At 45.5% G+C, this 16,655-nt stretch carries 15 protein-coding genes; 2 read left to right on the top strand and 13 right to left on the bottom strand.

Going from position 1 to position 16,655, the window contains the following annotated elements; all coding sequences use genetic code 11:
* On the top strand, positions 1 to 180 hold a 180-nt coding region (locus tag JL57_RS05085; protein ID WP_034140940.1), incomplete at its 5' end, for a hypothetical protein.
* A 148-nt stretch (positions 181 to 328) separates the two neighbouring features.
* On the opposite strand, the gene JL57_RS05080 is transcribed toward JL57_RS05085, so the two are convergent.
* The 10 genes from JL57_RS05080 to JL57_RS05035 all read right to left on the bottom strand — a co-directional run bounded on the left by JL57_RS05080 (position 329) and on the right by JL57_RS05035 (position 13,265).
* On the bottom strand, positions 329 to 1,633 hold the full coding sequence (locus JL57_RS05080) for a hypothetical protein (protein WP_291299725.1): 1,305 nt from the start codon (positions 1,631 to 1,633) through the stop codon (positions 329 to 331).
* Positions 1,630 to 2,460 carry a heteromeric transposase endonuclease subunit TnsA gene (locus JL57_RS05075; protein ID WP_034140976.1) on the bottom strand — a complete coding sequence of 277 codons (831 nt, stop codon included), beginning with the start codon at positions 2,458 to 2,460 and terminating at the stop codon, positions 1,630 to 1,632. Before JL57_RS05075 ends, JL57_RS05080 begins: the two co-directional genes overlap by 4 nt.
* A gap of 157 nt (positions 2,461 to 2,617) precedes the next feature.
* Positions 2,618 to 4,441 (bottom strand): glutamine--fructose-6-phosphate transaminase (isomerizing), encoded by a 1,824-nt coding sequence (gene glmS, locus JL57_RS05070; protein WP_034140975.1) that lies wholly within the window; start codon positions 4,439 to 4,441, stop codon positions 2,618 to 2,620.
* A 655-nt stretch (positions 4,442 to 5,096) separates the two neighbouring features.
* The gene (gene glmM, locus JL57_RS05065) at positions 5,097 to 6,434 is read right to left on the bottom strand and encodes a phosphoglucosamine mutase (protein ID WP_291299724.1); all 1,338 of its coding nucleotides are present in this window, start codon (positions 6,432 to 6,434) and stop codon (positions 5,097 to 5,099) included.
* Between the two features lie 91 nt (positions 6,435 to 6,525).
* Positions 6,526 to 8,127, bottom strand: coding sequence for an NAD(P)/FAD-dependent oxidoreductase (locus JL57_RS05060; RefSeq protein ID WP_034140973.1), 1,602 nt, complete (start codon positions 8,125 to 8,127; stop codon positions 6,526 to 6,528).
* Positions 8,128 to 8,131: 4 nt separating this feature from the next.
* Entirely contained in the window at positions 8,132 to 9,373 is a 1,242-nt protein-coding gene (locus JL57_RS05055; protein WP_034140972.1) for a YbbR-like domain-containing protein, read from the bottom strand.
* Positions 9,374 to 9,377: 4 nt separating this feature from the next.
* The gene (gene cdaA, locus JL57_RS05050) at positions 9,378 to 10,190 is read right to left on the bottom strand and encodes a diadenylate cyclase CdaA (RefSeq protein ID WP_034140971.1); all 813 of its coding nucleotides are present in this window, start codon (positions 10,188 to 10,190) and stop codon (positions 9,378 to 9,380) included.
* 115 nt (positions 10,191 to 10,305) lie between these two features.
* Positions 10,306 to 11,328 carry a DUF1786 domain-containing protein gene (locus JL57_RS05045; protein ID WP_034140970.1) on the bottom strand — a complete coding sequence of 341 codons (1,023 nt, stop codon included), beginning with the start codon at positions 11,326 to 11,328 and terminating at the stop codon, positions 10,306 to 10,308.
* Between the two features lie 56 nt (positions 11,329 to 11,384).
* A complete protein-coding gene (locus JL57_RS05040) occupies positions 11,385 to 12,533 on the bottom strand; it encodes a DUF362 domain-containing protein (protein ID WP_034140969.1) in 1,149 nt (382 codons plus the stop codon).
* Complete coding sequence (locus tag JL57_RS05035) at positions 12,534 to 13,265, bottom strand: PIG-L deacetylase family protein (protein ID WP_034140968.1); 732 nt, start codon at positions 13,263 to 13,265, stop codon at positions 12,534 to 12,536.
* A 402-nt stretch (positions 13,266 to 13,667) separates the two neighbouring features.
* Between JL57_RS05035 and JL57_RS05030 the strand changes: the two genes are divergently transcribed.
* Positions 13,668 to 14,543 carry a CAP domain-containing protein gene (locus JL57_RS05030; protein WP_034140967.1) on the top strand — a complete coding sequence of 292 codons (876 nt, stop codon included), beginning with the start codon at positions 13,668 to 13,670 and terminating at the stop codon, positions 14,541 to 14,543.
* Positions 14,544 to 14,641: 98 nt separating this feature from the next.
* On the opposite strand, the gene JL57_RS33535 is transcribed toward JL57_RS05030, so the two are convergent.
* The 3 genes from JL57_RS33535 to JL57_RS05015 all read right to left on the bottom strand — a co-directional run bounded on the left by JL57_RS33535 (position 14,642) and on the right by JL57_RS05015 (position 16,630).
* Complete coding sequence (locus JL57_RS33535; protein WP_291299723.1) at positions 14,642 to 15,031, bottom strand: UDP-N-acetylglucosamine 2-epimerase; 390 nt, start codon at positions 15,029 to 15,031, stop codon at positions 14,642 to 14,644.
* A gap of 244 nt (positions 15,032 to 15,275) precedes the next feature.
* Complete coding sequence (locus tag JL57_RS05020) at positions 15,276 to 16,142, bottom strand: YncE family protein (protein WP_034140966.1); 867 nt, start codon at positions 16,140 to 16,142, stop codon at positions 15,276 to 15,278.
* Positions 16,143 to 16,279: 137 nt separating this feature from the next.
* Entirely contained in the window at positions 16,280 to 16,630 is a 351-nt protein-coding gene (locus JL57_RS05015) for a hypothetical protein (RefSeq protein WP_034140965.1), read from the bottom strand.
* Positions 16,631 to 16,655: the final 25 nt, after the last annotated feature.

The raw sequence follows: 16,655 nt of genomic DNA, 5'->3' as shown, positions 1-16,655 counted from the left end.
ATACGTGGGCAAAAACGGGTTGAGATCTACCTTCGCCTCGTTGATTTAAGCCGCTTAATTATGGGGATGATCCACCACGCCCAGGAATACTTAGTTCCTAAAGGACGAAGTCAAGAGTTGCGACGCCTTGCTGAAGAAGCTATTTATGACCGAAAATTCGTTCTTCTTCGCACAGCTTAAGCACCAGAGCATCCTAAAAGCAAGTCTTGGAATCCAACCCCAGATGGAACCAAGAAAGTACTATATCCTTTTTTAGGGTGTTTTTTCGCGACGTATCCTTTTTCAGTATCGAGAAGTCTTTCGGGAGCTTTAGGAGGAGTATAAACTTCTAAACGAGTGACACGCTTGTTCGCTTGCAGGGTTTGTTTTTGCCTGTTCCTGCTTTTTTGTAACAACCACTATAAGGCGGGGTGTTCTTAATCCACACATGAAGGTTTTTACTCAGTGTCTCAACAGGCTTTCCTTCCAGTTCACCACGATCCGCCACTATGGCATTGGGCAGTCCTTTAATAGGCCACTCTTCAGGTTCAATGTTTATATCATAATCCTTACAGAACTTCACTTTATCAGTCGCACAGTTAGCTATAGCATTTGCTGCTTCCAACCAAGATGGTCCCTCTAAGCCAACATATATTCCTGCGACCATCCGGCTAAATGCGTCAATTACTGCATAAATCACCGGCCTGCCAATAATCCACTCTCTGTTAAATCTTGATACGAGATACACATCGCCGACTGTAGAATCAATCTGAAACAATGAACCGGGGCCGATAAGCTCCGCATCGGATCTTCCTTGCAATGCCCTGCCCTTCAAAGAAAACCACTTTTCACCTTTCCTTGCAATCACAGTACTGTTAAAGTTTGTTTTCTCATGCTTCTCAACCCAATAGTCAAATTGATCCAAATTCGGCCTTTCATCTGGCCCTAATATGGCAACCCTCTTCTGTCCGTCCTCAAAATACATATTCTCCGCAAAATATTTCTCACACATTCTCTCGTAGGTTTTAGCCAAAGTTAATTCTTTGCGGGTCTTATAAAACTCTTCATAAGCAATAAGAAATATCTGCTTTATCGATTCATCCACATTGATCCCAGTTCCTGCTATAGAGGGATTTTTTCTCGGACGACCCCGTTTCTTTTCTCCGGCGCTCTTCGGCTTCCCTCTTCCTCCCGAATTGCTATAATCAGGCAGCAAGGCGCTGGGCCTCTTTCCACGCTGCCAATACCTTCTCAAATATCTGTAGACTGTATTTACGGAAATCCTAAACTCCTTGGAGACAGAAACAATAACAGATCCACGTTTTTCTCGAATAAAAATATCCGGTTCACCAACTTTAGAAATCACGGATGAAACAACATTCCAGCCCATATCTCTCAATACCCTTTGGCTCTCTGTTAAATCATCTTCTCTCACAATTACAGCGTATGGATCATTTTCAATTATTACAGCTTCATATCGCTCAATAGATTCATTAATTTGAGATAATGGCACCTTCCGAGGAAATCCAACTGAAGCTTGTACATCTATGCAAAAAGCAATAACCCGGCCTTCGTCAATCCAGAGAACCCTTTCTAGGCGATCTCCATCATCAGTCCAACAGATCAGATCATTTATCAGGAGGTTTTTTCTCATACAATTGCCTCCTCATGTTCAAAGTGGATAGACAATATATCTGCTGCCGAACACCCTTCATAGATTTTCGTACCCATGTTCATCTTAATATCTTTGCAAGCTAACAAATGTTTAAAGAGATATATCCCTGTTCCGGAATTCAAATTATGGTTCTTTTCTATTTGAGTCAGAACAATTCTTATGGGCTTTGCGCTTTTATCAAGCTCTCTTTTTATTATTTCTGCATAGTATATCAGGTCGTCCTGCGACAGACTTTCAGTTGGTTCTAGACGCTTGTAAGGGTGTAGCCACTCGATATTCCTTGAGACTTGCCTTTGAATCTCGTTTTCGGTAACGATCGCCCAATCAATGTCCTTGGTCTGCCAATATCTTCGCTCAATCTCAAACTTCTCTAATATCCGTCGTTTTTCCAAGTCCTCAGAAGGCTTAACTGTCCTTGCAATGGTGACTTCTTTACCATTAACAACAGTATTAATCAAGAAATCTGTAGTAAGCATCCACGGAAATCCTTGCCTTGCAGGATATTTGACTCCTATTTCTTCCGCGATCCTCATGGCCAGTTCCAAATCCAGCAAAGGATATTGTTCTCGTATATCCGTAACTGAATCTTCCCATTCAAGCATATAAAAGTAATTCGTTTCGAGGTCAGAAAAGAGTTGATGCTCTCTTCCTGTTTTCCAACCTGGTCCACGAGAAGTTCTTCCTCTCGAATTGAAGTCTTGAACCCTATGCCAAGGAATATAATCTGCTCCTATTCCTTGACCACGGCCCTCTTTCAGATATCGTTTGAACTTAGCTTCATTCCATAGGCTTTTTCCTCCAGGCAAAAGAAAAAACCACCTTTCCTTGAATATACTACCAATTAGTATACCATAAAATGGTGGTTCCATATTTAATAACTTTATTTCCTTTTTAACAACTTTTTTTCCTATTGAAAAACTTTATTTCCGATGAACAGCTGCTGCTGTTTCACAACCCAAACCCCTACTCCACCGTCACACTCTTGGCCAAATTCCTTGGCTTATCGACGTCACACCCTCTAGCCACGGAGACATAGTAAGACAGAAGCTGCAGCGGTATAACTGTCAAAATCGGAGCAAGCTCATCTAGGGTCTCTGGAATGTAGATCACATGGTCGACGGACTTCGCCAAGTTGGTGTTGCCCTTATAGGTCAGTCCGATCACACGAGCATCCCGAGCTTTAACCTCTTTGACATTGGAGATCGTTTTATCGTACACATCCCGTTGAGTTGCCAGAGCAATCACCGGCGTATGCTCTGTGATCAGTGCTAAAGTGCCGTGTTTTAATTCTCCCGCGGCATAAGCTTCTGCATGAATATAGGAAATCTCCTTTAATTTCAGGGAGCCTTCCATGGCAACGGCCCAGTCTAACGAGCGACCGATGAAAAAAGCATCTTCCACATTAACAAAGGACTTTGCTAACTCTTTGATCAGGCTTTCCTGATCCAAAACCTCTTGAGCTTGGGCAGGAATTCTCTTCAGAGCGGAGATAATTTCCCCGATCTTTTTGGCAGGCAAGGTTCCTTTGACTTGGGCAAGATAGAGTCCGAGTAACACCATTCCTTCCAGCTGAGTGGTATAAGCTTTCGTAGAAGCGACCGCGATCTCTGGGCCCGCCCAAGTAAAGATTACATCATGAGCTTCACGGGATACCGTGCTGCCCACGACATTCGTGACGGCTACCACGCGTGCTCCGCGATTTTTAGCTTCTCGCAGTGCCGCTAAAGTGTCGGCTGTTTCTCCGGACTGGCTGACCACTACTACTAGGGTATTCTCATCCACAAGCGGGGAACGATAACGGAACTCTGAGGCAATATCTACTTCCACCGGGAGACGTGCCCAGCGCTCAATCAAAGTCTTGCCGACTAATCCGGCATGCCAGGCAGTACCACAAGCCACAATATATACTTTGTTGATTTTCGCAAGTTCTTCAAGGGTCAGATCGACTTCCTGAAGAACGACTCTTTCCTCTTCTAAACGACCCAACATCGTATCCTTCAAAGCACGAGGCTGCTCGTGAATTTCTTTGAGCATGAAATGCTCGTACCCGCCTTTTTCTGCAGCCACGGCATCCCACTTCACGTCAAAAACGTCCTTCGTGTGCGGAATTCCTTCGAAGTCCGAGACTTTAACCCCAGCTTTTGTTATGACGACCATCTCGCCGTCATCTAAGATATAGACTTTTCTCGTATAGTTTAAAATCGCAGTTATATCACTGGCCACGAAGAACTCACCATCTCCAAGGCCCACTACCATCGGACTGTCTTTACGGGCGGCAACCAACTTATCGGGCTCCTTACGGCTTAGGACAACCATGGCATAGGATCCATGAATTGTCTTCAAGACTTCACGGACAGCCGCCTCAAGGTCTCCTGCATAATAGTCCTCCACCAAATGGGCTAAAACTTCTGTATCTGTTTCTGAAACAAACTGATGTCCCTTTTCGATCAGTCTTTCCCTTAATTCTAGGTAATTCTCAATAATTCCGTTGTGCACCACGACAAAATCCTGACCACAGTCGCTATGCGGATGAGCATTAGCTTGAGAAGGTCGCCCATGAGTCGCCCAGCGAGTATGCCCGATCCCAATGAATGATTGGGAATAAACTGCTCCAAGTTCCTCTTCTAAAGCTACTAACTTACCCACGCTTTTAGAAATGACAATTTCCTCATGATCCAGCACGGCAACGCCTGCGGAATCATACCCCCGATACTCAAGCTTCTTTAAGCCGTCTACCAGAATCGGAATGGCTACTTTATTTCCAATATATCCTACAATTCCACACATTTGTAACATCTCCTTCAAAATAATTGCGCTGGCCTCTGGCTGCTCATCATTAATCCTTATAATCCCTGTTCTTGCTTTACGTATACTACGTACGTCGCTCGATGATTCATTTAGACTGGTCTTCTAGTAAAAAAATAAAGTCGCCCCTGTACGGACGACTTGTTGCTTTAGATTTTAGGCAATTCAAGCAAGGGGGCAAATTGAGTAGACTTTCCCCTTGTCTTGTCAGCTTTCTCTTTGTCCCGAGAATTACTCCTCGGTTTTAAGCAAGCTTTACGGTGACAAGCCACCGAGAGGGATCCGCCGAATTGTTCGATAACCCTCTTCCTCGTCGACCTTAAATAGAAAATCCTCTTAAGGTCCTGGCGCTTTAATATATTGCCCTCTAACTACAACTGTCTATCCACAAGTATCTTTAGCCTTTTGCTCAAACTCAACTCCTGACTCCAAAACTCTGAGCTTCAATCTTTATCTCTCAACCTAGAACATCACCTTCTCTCCATTATTATGATAGACAACACATTAAGAATCGGTCTAACCTCCACACAGCAGATCGGTTGGGTTCATGTGCCTCAACTATGTGAGTTCTTTACTACTAAAGGCACATGAACCATTATACGTGAATTAGAGACAGTAAGCTATTGGTATTTTTTATTTATTCATCACATTGATTAATAATGTCAATGACCCCTTGGGCCAATTCTTTTAATTTTTGTTGGTCAGGTCCTTCAACCATGACTCGGATGAGTGGCTCTGTCCCGGAAGGACGTACTAAGACTCTGCCAGTACCGTTTAGAAATTCCTCAGCTTCATGTACTTTCGCAAGTACTCTCTCATCCTTCATTAAGCGGTCTTTATGTTGTACCTTAGTATTGAGGAGCACCTGAGGTAACCGCTGCATTTGAGATGCGAGTTGGGAGAGCGGAAGTTGCCGCTCCTTCACCACAGCTAACAACTGCAGAGCGGTCAATAGTCCATCTCCGGTCGTGTTGCTGTCCAGGAAAATAATATGTCCAGACTGCTCTCCACCAAGCTTCGCCCCGGTCTTGATCAACTCTTCCATGACATAGCGATCCCCGACTTGTGTCTCGAAAATTGAGATTTCTGCCTTTTTCAGGGCCAGATGGAGACCTAAGTTACTCATGACGGTTATCACGACTGCATTCTGGGCTAAGGTCCCTTTAGCCTTCTGAGCTAGGGCACAAATCAGCATGATAAAATCTCCGTCTAAAATCGCCCCACGTTCATCAACCACGATGAGACGGTCAGCATCTCCGTCCATGGCTAAGCCTAGATCTGCGCCGTGTTCTAAAACTGCTCGCTGCAACTGTTCTGGATGAGTCGATCCACAACTATCATTGATATTCACACCGTCTGGTATATTACAGATAGAGATGACTTCTACTCCGATTTCTTGCAATACTTCTGGGCCTACAAACGATGCCGCTCCGTTGGCACAGTCCAAGACAACTTTAATCCCGTCCAGTCGCCCTACAGTACTTTTAAGAAACTCCTTATAGCGACGTCCTGCATCGTTCACCTCAATCACTCGCCCGATCTCACCGCCAACAGGGATCTGCCAAGGTTTATCTTCACTATCTACGATGCTTTCGATTTCATCTTCGATAGCATCCGGTAATTTATACCCGGTTGAATCAAAGAATTTTATGCCGTTATCTTGAACAGGGTTATGGGATGCTGAAATCACCACTCCGGCACTAACATCAAGGGTACGCGTTAAGAGAGCGATCCCAGGTGTTGGTAGTACACCGACCCGTAAAACATCCGCTCCGACCGAGCATATTCCGGCGATAAGTGCCGCTTCAAGCATATCTCCAGAAATCCGAGTATCTTTGCCGATGACAATTCGAGGGTGTGGATGCTCTTTACTAAGCACATAAGCCCCTGCTTGCCCAAGTCTAAAAGCGAGATTCGGTGTCAACTGGCTGTTAGCCACACCACGGACCCCATCGGTTCCAAAGAGTCGACTCAAATCGTTCCCTCCCTTCATATCTTCTAGTGTATTACTTCTTAAGCAAAATGTTCTTAATCTCTAATGTTTTTTTAGGGTTAACTGTATTAGTTTACTCTATTGGAGCATATTGCGCCATAAGAAATTCTGCGATTCTTAATCCGTCCACTGCAGCACTTGTAATCCCTCCAGCATACCCGGCTCCTTCCCCTGCTGGATAAAGTCCTACCATACTTAAAGATTCCCCCTGAGTGTTTCGAACGATGCGGATGGGGGCACTTGTCCTTGTCTCGACTCCTGTCAAAGTTGCTCTTTCCCCAGCAAAACCTTTAATTTTACCGTTAAAAACTCGAAGTGCTCGCTCTAATACCTCTCCTACTTGAGTCGGAAGTACCTGATGCAACTCACTCGGCACAATGCCCGGGGCATAAGTTGGCGACAAGTCAAAGCGCTCTGTGACTCGCTGTTCTAAAAAATCCAACACTCGTTGAGCTGGAGCCCGATAATTTGACCCTCCCGCAATAAATGCCTTATGTTCCCATTCTCTTTGGAATTCTAGGCCCGCCAGAGGATGGTCGGTCGAAAAGTCATCTGGACCAACGGTTACAACAATCGCACTGTTGGCAATCTGCGTGTCCCGATCATAGGCGCTCATACCGTTCGTGACAACCCCTCCCTCTTCCGAGGTCGCGGCCACAACCTTTCCGCCTGGGCACATACAAAAAGCATAGGCTCCCCGTCCCGTCCTAACGTCCTGATAGGTCAGCTGATAGTCCGCTGGGCCGACATGGGGGTGTTCTTCGATTCCATACTGAGAAAGATTGATGAGTGCCTGCGGGTGTTCTACGCGCAGACCAATTGCAAACGATTTTTTCTCTAGCGTAATGTCCAGAGAGTGGAGTAATTTATAAACATCTCGGGCACTGTGTCCGATGGCGAGAATCACCGCTTCGGCGGGGATTTCCTCCCCATCGTTTACGACGACCCCTTTCATGCGGCCTGACGATGGTAGCAACCCGGTCACCTTAGTCTTGAAGCGGATCTCGCCGCCCAAAGACTCGATTTCCGTCCTGATGCCCTTGACCACTTCTTTAAGAATATCCGTCCCAATATGGGGTTTCGCCAGATACTGAATCTCGGAGGGAGCTCCATGTTTGACAAACGTCCCTAAGACGTCAGAAATACGTCGGTCCTGAATTCGGGTTGTGAGCTTGCCGTCCGAAAAGGTTCCAGCTCCCCCTTCCCCAAATTGAACATTACTTTCCGGGTCTAAGGTTCCCGTATCCCAGAGTTCCTGAACCTTGCGTGTCCGTTCTTCGACCGAGTCTCCACGCTCAAGAACAAGCGGCGCATACCCTCTTCTGGCTAAGGCTAAGGCGGCAAAATACCCTGCCGGTCCAGCTCCAATCACCACTGGGCGATGTTTCAAGGCTAGACTAGGCCTAGGCCAAAGTACCGGGGCCTCTACCGGAGCTTCTTTCAGTCCGGGGACCCGCGCTAAAACACGGCTCACCTCGGTATTGGGTACATCAAGGGAAAACTGGATCGTATAAACAAACACCAGATTGGGCTTTTTGCGGGCATCTAAAGAACGACGTAGGAAACGAAGACCGCTGATCGAGTGGCTTGGTACTTTTAGCTTTCGTGCAAGCGTTGCCATTAACAACGCATCCTCTTCCACAGGGATTCTTAAATTCGTATACAGTAAATCCACGTGACTATTCTACTCCTTTAACTACCTGAGCTTTGAGACTATAGTCCACCTGCACTGTAGTAGGCAAGGTTACGCCCGGAGGGAGCTGCCAGAATACGTTCGAGCCGAGATAATCTCCCGCTTTTTTATCGGAGGCGTCAACCCAGAGTTGGATCTGGTCTGGAGTTACCTTCTCTAAAATATCAGCATGACCCTCGATCACAACATCGATAGGAGAAGTGATTTTATCAACCTCTAGGTCAGTCCCAACATTACGGACTTGGACCACTACACCTGAGATACTTTTTTGGATGGGTCCATCCCCAATTTGAACGAAAACACTCAAGTTGGTCCCGTTCAGGAACGAAACTCCCGGCGGTAACGTGACTTTATCTAACGGTATCTGGAAATTTTTATCCTCGGATAGATTGCTAATGTCCAATGGTCCGATATTTAGGAAATCAAAGGCTTTTAAAACCTGGGGAGTCCCTTGAACCGTTACACTTGCAGGGGTGGAGACTAAGGAACGAAGCTCCTTGCCTGCAGCAGGCGTTCCAGTAGTCGTTGCCCTCAAAGGGATCATCATAGTAGAGAGCCCTTTGGCGATCACCGGAGCAATCACATCCACACTGCTTGGATAAGCACTTAAAATCTCTGCAGCCGGATTCGGTCCAAAAATAGGTTTGCCCTCTTTATCTCGAAAACTTACGGGTCTCGTAATCTGAACTGTCTCACTTGCACCCGATACACTGATTTCTACAGTCACTCTATTTAGGGTGCCAAGAATCGAACTCGGTCCACGAACATTAACCGCCGACGGTTTGACAATGGGACTACCCACTTCATAATCATTGGCAGGATTTCCTGAAACGATTGCCTCAACCGGGATCGTCTTCTCTTGAACCCTATCCAAGGTCAATCTAACATTGGCTGGTTGGCGATCCACTACAATCATTCCCGGTGGCGTGTTGACTTTAATGTCATAGGTACTTTCTCCCGGCACTGCATTTGAAAGGTCGATTTGGGCATAGATATCTTTAATATTTGCGCTCGGGTTACTCCCTTGTATACGAACACGAACGACTGGAAACTGAGTCATTACAACCATATTTTGATCTAATCCGCTTGCCACGAGTGGAATAGCCGACGTCTGTTCGGGAAGAAGCTTATCGGGGGTCTCATCATTCAGAACGAAGAGCCAAAAGAGGATCGCAAAAAGTAATGAGAGGATCTTAACCCCGAGGTTGCGGCGAAACATATCAAGCATGGGGCTACCACCTCCAAAACGGAATGACTGATGAAGAAAGACTCTTAATTTCAAGTTCGCTCATCAATAATTCTCGCATCATTTTCTCGTCCATAAAACGTGTCAGCGTTCCATCGATGCCCACTGAAATCGCCCCTGTTTCTTCGGAGACAACAATTGCCAATGCATCCGTAATTTCCGTTAATCCTAAAGCTGCCCTATGGCGTGTTCCCAATTCCTTTTGGATATTTGGATTTTCAGAGAGTGGAAGAAAACACCCTGCAGCAGCGACACGATCCTGCCGAACAATGACTGCACCATCATGTAACGGGGTATTAGGGATAAAAATATTGACTAAAAATTCCGAGGAGAGCATTCCGTCGATCTTAATCCCAGTCTCTACAAAGTCCTGGATTCCTGTTTTCCGTTCAAGCACGATTAAAGCCCCAATGCGGGTCTTGGAGAGGACCTGCGTGCAACGCACCAACTCTTCCACGACCTGTTCCTGAGTATCCAAACCGGGAGTCGAGGGATGGCGAGTGAAAAATCTTCCCCTTCCGAGCTGCTCCAAAACCTTCCTGAGTTCCGGCTGGAAAACAACCGGAATGGCAATAACAAACATTTGCAAAAGTTTATCCAAAATCCAACTAATTGTTGTTAAATGGAAAAATCTAGCGAGCAAAGAGACTGCTACTAGGACCATGACTCCCTTAACCAATTGTACGGCACGGGTCCGCTTAATGAGCATATAAAATTGGTAGAAGACCACCGCCACTACGATGATATCGATTGCGCTTCGAAATTCAAAGTTCCGAATTTGAGATAAAAACTCTGCCATGATCTCCCCCCCTTTCTACTCATTCAAACGTCTATCTGTCAAATGAATTTAGCCCCTCTGTTTGATTCTCCAATTATATGAAAAGTCCTTGCCACTTAAAATATTTTTTTTAACCCTAAAGGATCCGCATACCGACAAGAATCCCAAAACACCCTGTTAACATCATATCTCCATAGGGTGCGGCTTCGTACCATTTCAGAGATTTTGCCAAACTTCTGCGGGGACCGGTGACCGTGATAAACTCCCAACCCGGTCGCATGTCTGGATGTAAAGCCGAACCATGTCCTCCTTTGTCGAAGATTTCGGCGTTTGTTAATTCCGTCGATCGAAAACGTTGTATAAGATTGGTCAGTGAGTCGGCATTGAGCATACTAGTGTGTTGCTCAAAAATCCCATAGACCCGATCCCCTCGAATAGCTGCGGCGAGAGTGTGAGAATTGCCAATATTGACGGCTATGATTCCTTGATTAAGATAGGGTTTTACCATGGGGTCCGCAGTGATTCCCAAGAGGGCCGCCGTCCCAGTATCCGTTAGAACTGCTCCAGGTACAATCTCTCGAACTGCACGCATTCGTGTATACACTTCTGGAATATCCTCGGTAAACACTAATTTGCGCAGGTCCCCACCTTGTAGAATAAACTCTTCCCAGAGCCGGAAGCGAAGAATACGATTACTTTCGGTTTCGCTAAAGCCGTGATCCTGTACCGCTACGGCTGATTTTAAAGGATACTCAAGATCAAAAGCATGAGTTGCCTGTTGCAAAGAAGCAGTATCAATATCTCCCAGCCAAATTGAGGTTGCTGATTCCGGTGCTTCTTGGCAAAGAACGATTCCCATCTCTTCGACTCGCGCCAAATTATCATGATATGTAACTGCAGCTTGAGGAGTTGCATAGGCCCTTAGACCCGCGGCTACATGCTTTTTCAGTGCTTGAGCACTCGCCCCTCCACCCATCAAATGGCCATGCAGAAAGATTCCCTTCCCTTGTTCTGTAGCCTTTCTAATCTTGCCCGCCACCAGCTGGGTGCGACTCGGAACGATAAACTTAGGACAATTTTCCAACGATCGTCCTGGCTCGTAGATAAGGATATCCTGGGTTCCAGAGCCCACATCAACAACTATAACACTTTCTGCCATTGCTTACACCTCCACAATAAGACTCTGCGGTTGTCCAATCACTACATTCTGGGAAATTACTTAATAAGTTTTCTGCCGACCCATGGTTTAAAAAGTGTTACCGCCTTATGTGGACAAAGCTCATGACAGCAAAAGCAGCGTATACAGGCTTCTAAATCCACGATCGGGCGCTGATTTTCATTCATCGTCAAAGCTTTAGGCGGACAGTTATTAAGACAGTCCCGGCACCCCACACACGTTTCATGTTCAAAAACAGGGCGAGGACGCACACGGTTGAGTATGAATTTCTTCACACTTCGCGGGAGTGGAACCATATCCAAGAAATTGGTCGAGACTGCTTTAGGTATTTCGAAGCTTTGAATCCGCCACAGGGAGCGCACATCTCCTTTTAAATCGACTTCGCTAAGACGACTTGTTAGACCCCGAGCGCGGGCAGCCATCAGAGTTGGAACCTTTTCTGGCTTTAAGCCAATCAGATCCGTAGCTACGACATCTAAGGCGAAAGGGTTTGTACTCATAATCAGAGCGTTGACATTTCGTGGTTTGCCAGCTGAAGGTCCATCTCCCTCCATGCCCACGATCCCATCCATAATGCTTAAGGCGGGGTTTACCCAAGTGGCAATATCGACCAAAAGATCTGCAAAATCAGGAATCCTAAACATTTTTAAATGGTATTCGGCTTTTAGAAGTCCAGGGATGACTCCAAAAAGGATCTTAACAGCCCCCGTGAAGGTCATCATGCCATGGGTTTTTAATTTAGAAATAGGGATCACAACGTCAGCATTCAAGACGCAGTTCGTTACGGTTAAACTTTTAGCAAGTTTCCCCTCCGGATATTGGAGGGTTGTTTGCCCCACATCTTCGTTAAGGATTGCCCCGGTCCGCTCTGCAACCTCACGCAGACCCGACTTTATATAAATTGTTCGGAGTGCAGCGACAGTGTACGGTCCACCTGGGCTATCCCCAATAATCGGTATTCCGCCAGCCTCTTGAACGAGACGAACGACGGCTTCCACGACACTGGGATGGGTCGTGATCGCTTCCTCTGGTCGTTTTTTCATGAGAAGATTTACTTTTAATAAGACCCTCTGTCCAGGCTTCACAAAGAAGGAAATGCCGCCCAATTCAGCCAAGCCTTCCCTCAAACGCATTTCTACGTCTGCAGAATAGTCCGGGCAAAATTTCATTACTACTTTGGCCTGCACTTAGGATCCCACCCTCTCCAGATCTGCCATGATATCCTCTCCCCGTCCGGGAAAGGGACTTAACTCCAAATCGCATTGAAAATATTCTCTACTTAAATAATCCTGTTTGACTGTTTCCTCTAAGGACTCAAATTTTTGCAGAGAACCCTTTTGAGTCCGATGTTCTAGAATTGCCTGCCATTTCCGCTCCATCCATGCTGAAATTGGGATAATATAATCAATTTTTTGCCGCTTTTCCTCAGTAAGCCTCCAGCCAGGCTGAACATAGCAAAGACGTGGCAGAGTATAGGGTTTTCCCCACTCCAGTACTACGGGCTCCTTCGCCAGTTTAATAGCTGCCTTGGCAAAATGATGAATCGCCCGATGGTCTCGGTGTCCGGATGCACCGTCTGCTCCAAAGGTGATCACTACTTGAGGACGTCTGGTTCGGATAATGCGGACAAGTCTTTCCACAATTTCAAGGGGTGGTGCCAGCGGAACTTCCTTGTCGAGATATCCCAGGAAAATAACTTCAGTAATCCCTAGGACCTTTGCGGCACTCATCAGTTCTTGTTCTCGAAATAAACCCAGTTCTTCCTTCTGACAAAACCCTGCTGTTTGACCAGCCTCGCCCTTGGTCGCGACGGCCAGGGTTATAGTAACCCCTTGTTCAGCGTATTTGGCAATGGTACCGCCCAAAGCGAACGATTCATCGTCAGGATGGGCAAAGATAAGCAGCATTTGTTTTGCCATCCGTTTACTTCACTCTCTCTATTCGTTTTTAACTTTAGTCGTTTAACTCTTAGTTTGAATACACATTGGTTTACAAAAACGCCTTATTAATAAAAGCCGTTTTCTTTAAGAGAATCAAACTATTAATTTATTAAGTCACTTATTATTATAGCGTTTTTTAGGCATTGAGGGAAATTTCGGCACGTGAATAATACGGATAATCTCACTCAATAGTCACTTAACATTCCGGTTGTATAAAAGTACCATTTATTCAAGCAAATTGCTGTGTTATACTTCACTTGTCATTCGGACAAGCCACATAGCAACTAGTCAAGAGAGTATCAATAGGGCAATACAAAAAGGGCTTGGCCCACAATTGAGGTTTCTATAGTAAAAATTAATCATCATAAGGAGGCTTCCCAAATGAAACGAAACTTAAAAATATTAGTCAGTATTCATCTGGTCACCCTCATGACTTTAGTCGCTTTACCAGTACAAGCAGGTATCAATATTGGCGCTCCTCGACCCCTAACTGGTTCTGTTGTCACTCTTCGTTCTTCTGGTTCTGTGATAACGCCAGTAATACCAACTCCAGTATCCCCTCCAACTCAGGGGACAACACCTGTGGTTACAACTCCATCCACCACGAATCCTCAAACAACCGCTCCCTCTCAGCGGATCAATATCGGACCATTACCGACAACCAATAATGGAAACGTTATTTCCTTAAAAAATATCTTTAAGCAACCTAATACGGTCCCAGTACCCACTACTCCTACTCCGACTTCGACTCCAGCACCAACCCCAGTTCCGACTCCAGTCCCAACTCCAACTCCAGTCCCAACCCCGACTCCAGTCCCAACCCCAACCCCAACTCCGACCCCAGCACTTCCTGTCATTCCACTTGTAGCCGAGTTAACGGCTGATGAGCAACTCATGGTGGATATGATCAATCAAGAACGACTGGCGGCAGGCTTAAACCCTGTCAAAGCAGACCTTCGCTTAACCGCAGTAGGTCGCGCTAAAGCCAACGATATGAAAGTAAATAACTACTTCAGTCATACCTCTCCAACCTACGGTAGCCCATGGGCCATGATGCAGCAAGTGGGGATCAGCGTGCGTTGGGCAGGAGAAAACATTTCTGGTAATAAGTCCGTAGCTGGTTCCATGGCCGCTTTAATGCAAAGCCCTGGTCATAGAGCAAATATTCTAGATCCTCGCTTCACACATGTCGGCGTCGGGATAGCTTATGGAACCGCATATGGTAACCTTTACGTTCAAGAATTTTTGCAACAATAATAATACGATTAAGGGCCTCCATTGTTCGGGGGTCCTTTTTTATCCCTTCCTCTATAACAATATGGTCGGTATATATCGTCTATAGCGGTTGGGGTATATTAGTTGCCTATATTGCAACAAGATACTGCCGCATCAAAGTTGCTAATCCTTAAAGCAACTGGAACAAATAGCGGATGAGCCAATTCATAGGGGTATTGACCTTCAAACCATTGGTAGGGAAAATGACGTGTAAAGATTGTTGCTAATTTGCACGTCATTTCCTCTTTCATTTGACCTTTAGCTCTACTTCGTTCCGTGTAAGGTAGTAAGATATCGCTGCAATGATCCACCACTCGGCGATTGATTTCCTCTGGTACCCGGTCATCATAACAGCGGTTACCCGCCTCCATATGGTAAACCGGAATCCGCAGCCGCTTATCAACCAACGCCGCCAAGGCGCTGTTGGTATCTCCTAAAATAAGCAGGCGAACAGGTTTTTCTTGGAGCATAACCTGTTCACACTTGCGAGTATCTCACTAATTTGGCCCATTACGGTCGGCATTGGCACGTCCGATCAACGGTTCTGACCAGTATGCACAAGGATATGATCACAAAGTTGATCTAAGAGAGGAATGATCCGGCTTAAGCGAATAATTTCCAGATGAGTACCCAATATAGTTATAATCTTCATGGCAGGATTTCTCTTCTATATTAAACAATTATTAAATGAAGTTCTATATGCAGATTCTTAGTTTAGTTCCCTACATCTACGGTGGCTATGACCGCATTGGTGCTTCCGTTGATGACTGAGACAGTTTTACTGCCATGATTTGTAATATAAATTCGGTTCGATGACGGATTCACATTCACTCCTTCTGGGGACGCACCTACCGAAATGGTTGCTATAACGACATGGGTAAACCCATCAATAACAGAGACATTGTGACCACTCCAGTTCGTGACATAAATCCTGTTCGTTTCAGGATTTACACCCACGCCTACCGGGTTGGTACCCACAGTAATGGTGGTAATGACTGTATTGGAGTTTCCATCAATGACTGAGACATTATTACTGCCAAAGTTTACGACGTAAATTCGGTTCGTTATCGGATTAACACCTACTCCGAAGGGCCCCGAACCAACTATTACGTTTCCTATGAAGGTATTGGCCTTTCCGTCGATAACTGAGATATTGTTGCTGCTAGAATTTAGAACGTAAATTTGGTTAAGGGCGGAAGGAATCACCCTTCCCGGCGCTCCTGCTATTCCTTCCATGCCCGTTGAAAAAAGCTCTGCTGGCAGCATACTATGAACTACGGTCATATTTCCAGCGGCATCTTTCCCCCTAGTTGAGATTTCAACAGCGTCAGTACTGGTGACAAACCGAAACTCAAAAGCGTCAAACTGTGCGTAATAGTTACGATCTGCTGCTTCCCCAGGTGCCAAGGTTAATAAATCCAAAACGTACTCTGTCTTAGTAATCCCATTCCAATAAAACCCATTTATTCGAATGTTAGCAGTTACTGAGTCAGCATTAGAAATTCTTACTGAGAACGTTGAACTTGGTCTTACACCGGAGACTTTAGTATTCTCGATCAATCCGGTAGTTATTTGAGCCACTGGCTATTACCTCCATTCAAATAATCTTGTACAAAAGTTATGACATTATATGAATGGGTACAAGTTCGGTGAAAATCTTTGCTTGTCGCAATCCAAGTTTCCAATGTATCCTACCCGAGGATACATCATCCCTATTTTCATAACGGAATAGCATTAAGCTCTGAAGGTAGCACCCGATGCGCTGGATTTAGATTGTTATTGGCATCTTTACCCCAAACTGAGATCTGTATAGAATTATTGACGGTCATAAACTGGAATTCAAATGCGTCGAAATTGGCATAGTAACTTCTGTACAGTGCTCCCCCCGGTTCTATAGTGATAATCTCACTGACATACTGCACCTTCGTCGTCCCTTCAATATAAAAACCAATGATTTGCACCATATCGTTAATTAGGCCGTCATTAGTGATTCTTAAATCAGCTGTGGACGTCGGCCTCACTCCTGCAATAGCCGTATTTTCCAAGATGCCCGTCGTTACGTATAACATCTTTTAAGGCCTCCTCTCTGCTTTG

Source organism: Desulfosporosinus sp. BICA1-9 (assembly GCF_000802135.1).
This window is presented reverse-complemented; position numbering and strand designations above follow the sequence as displayed.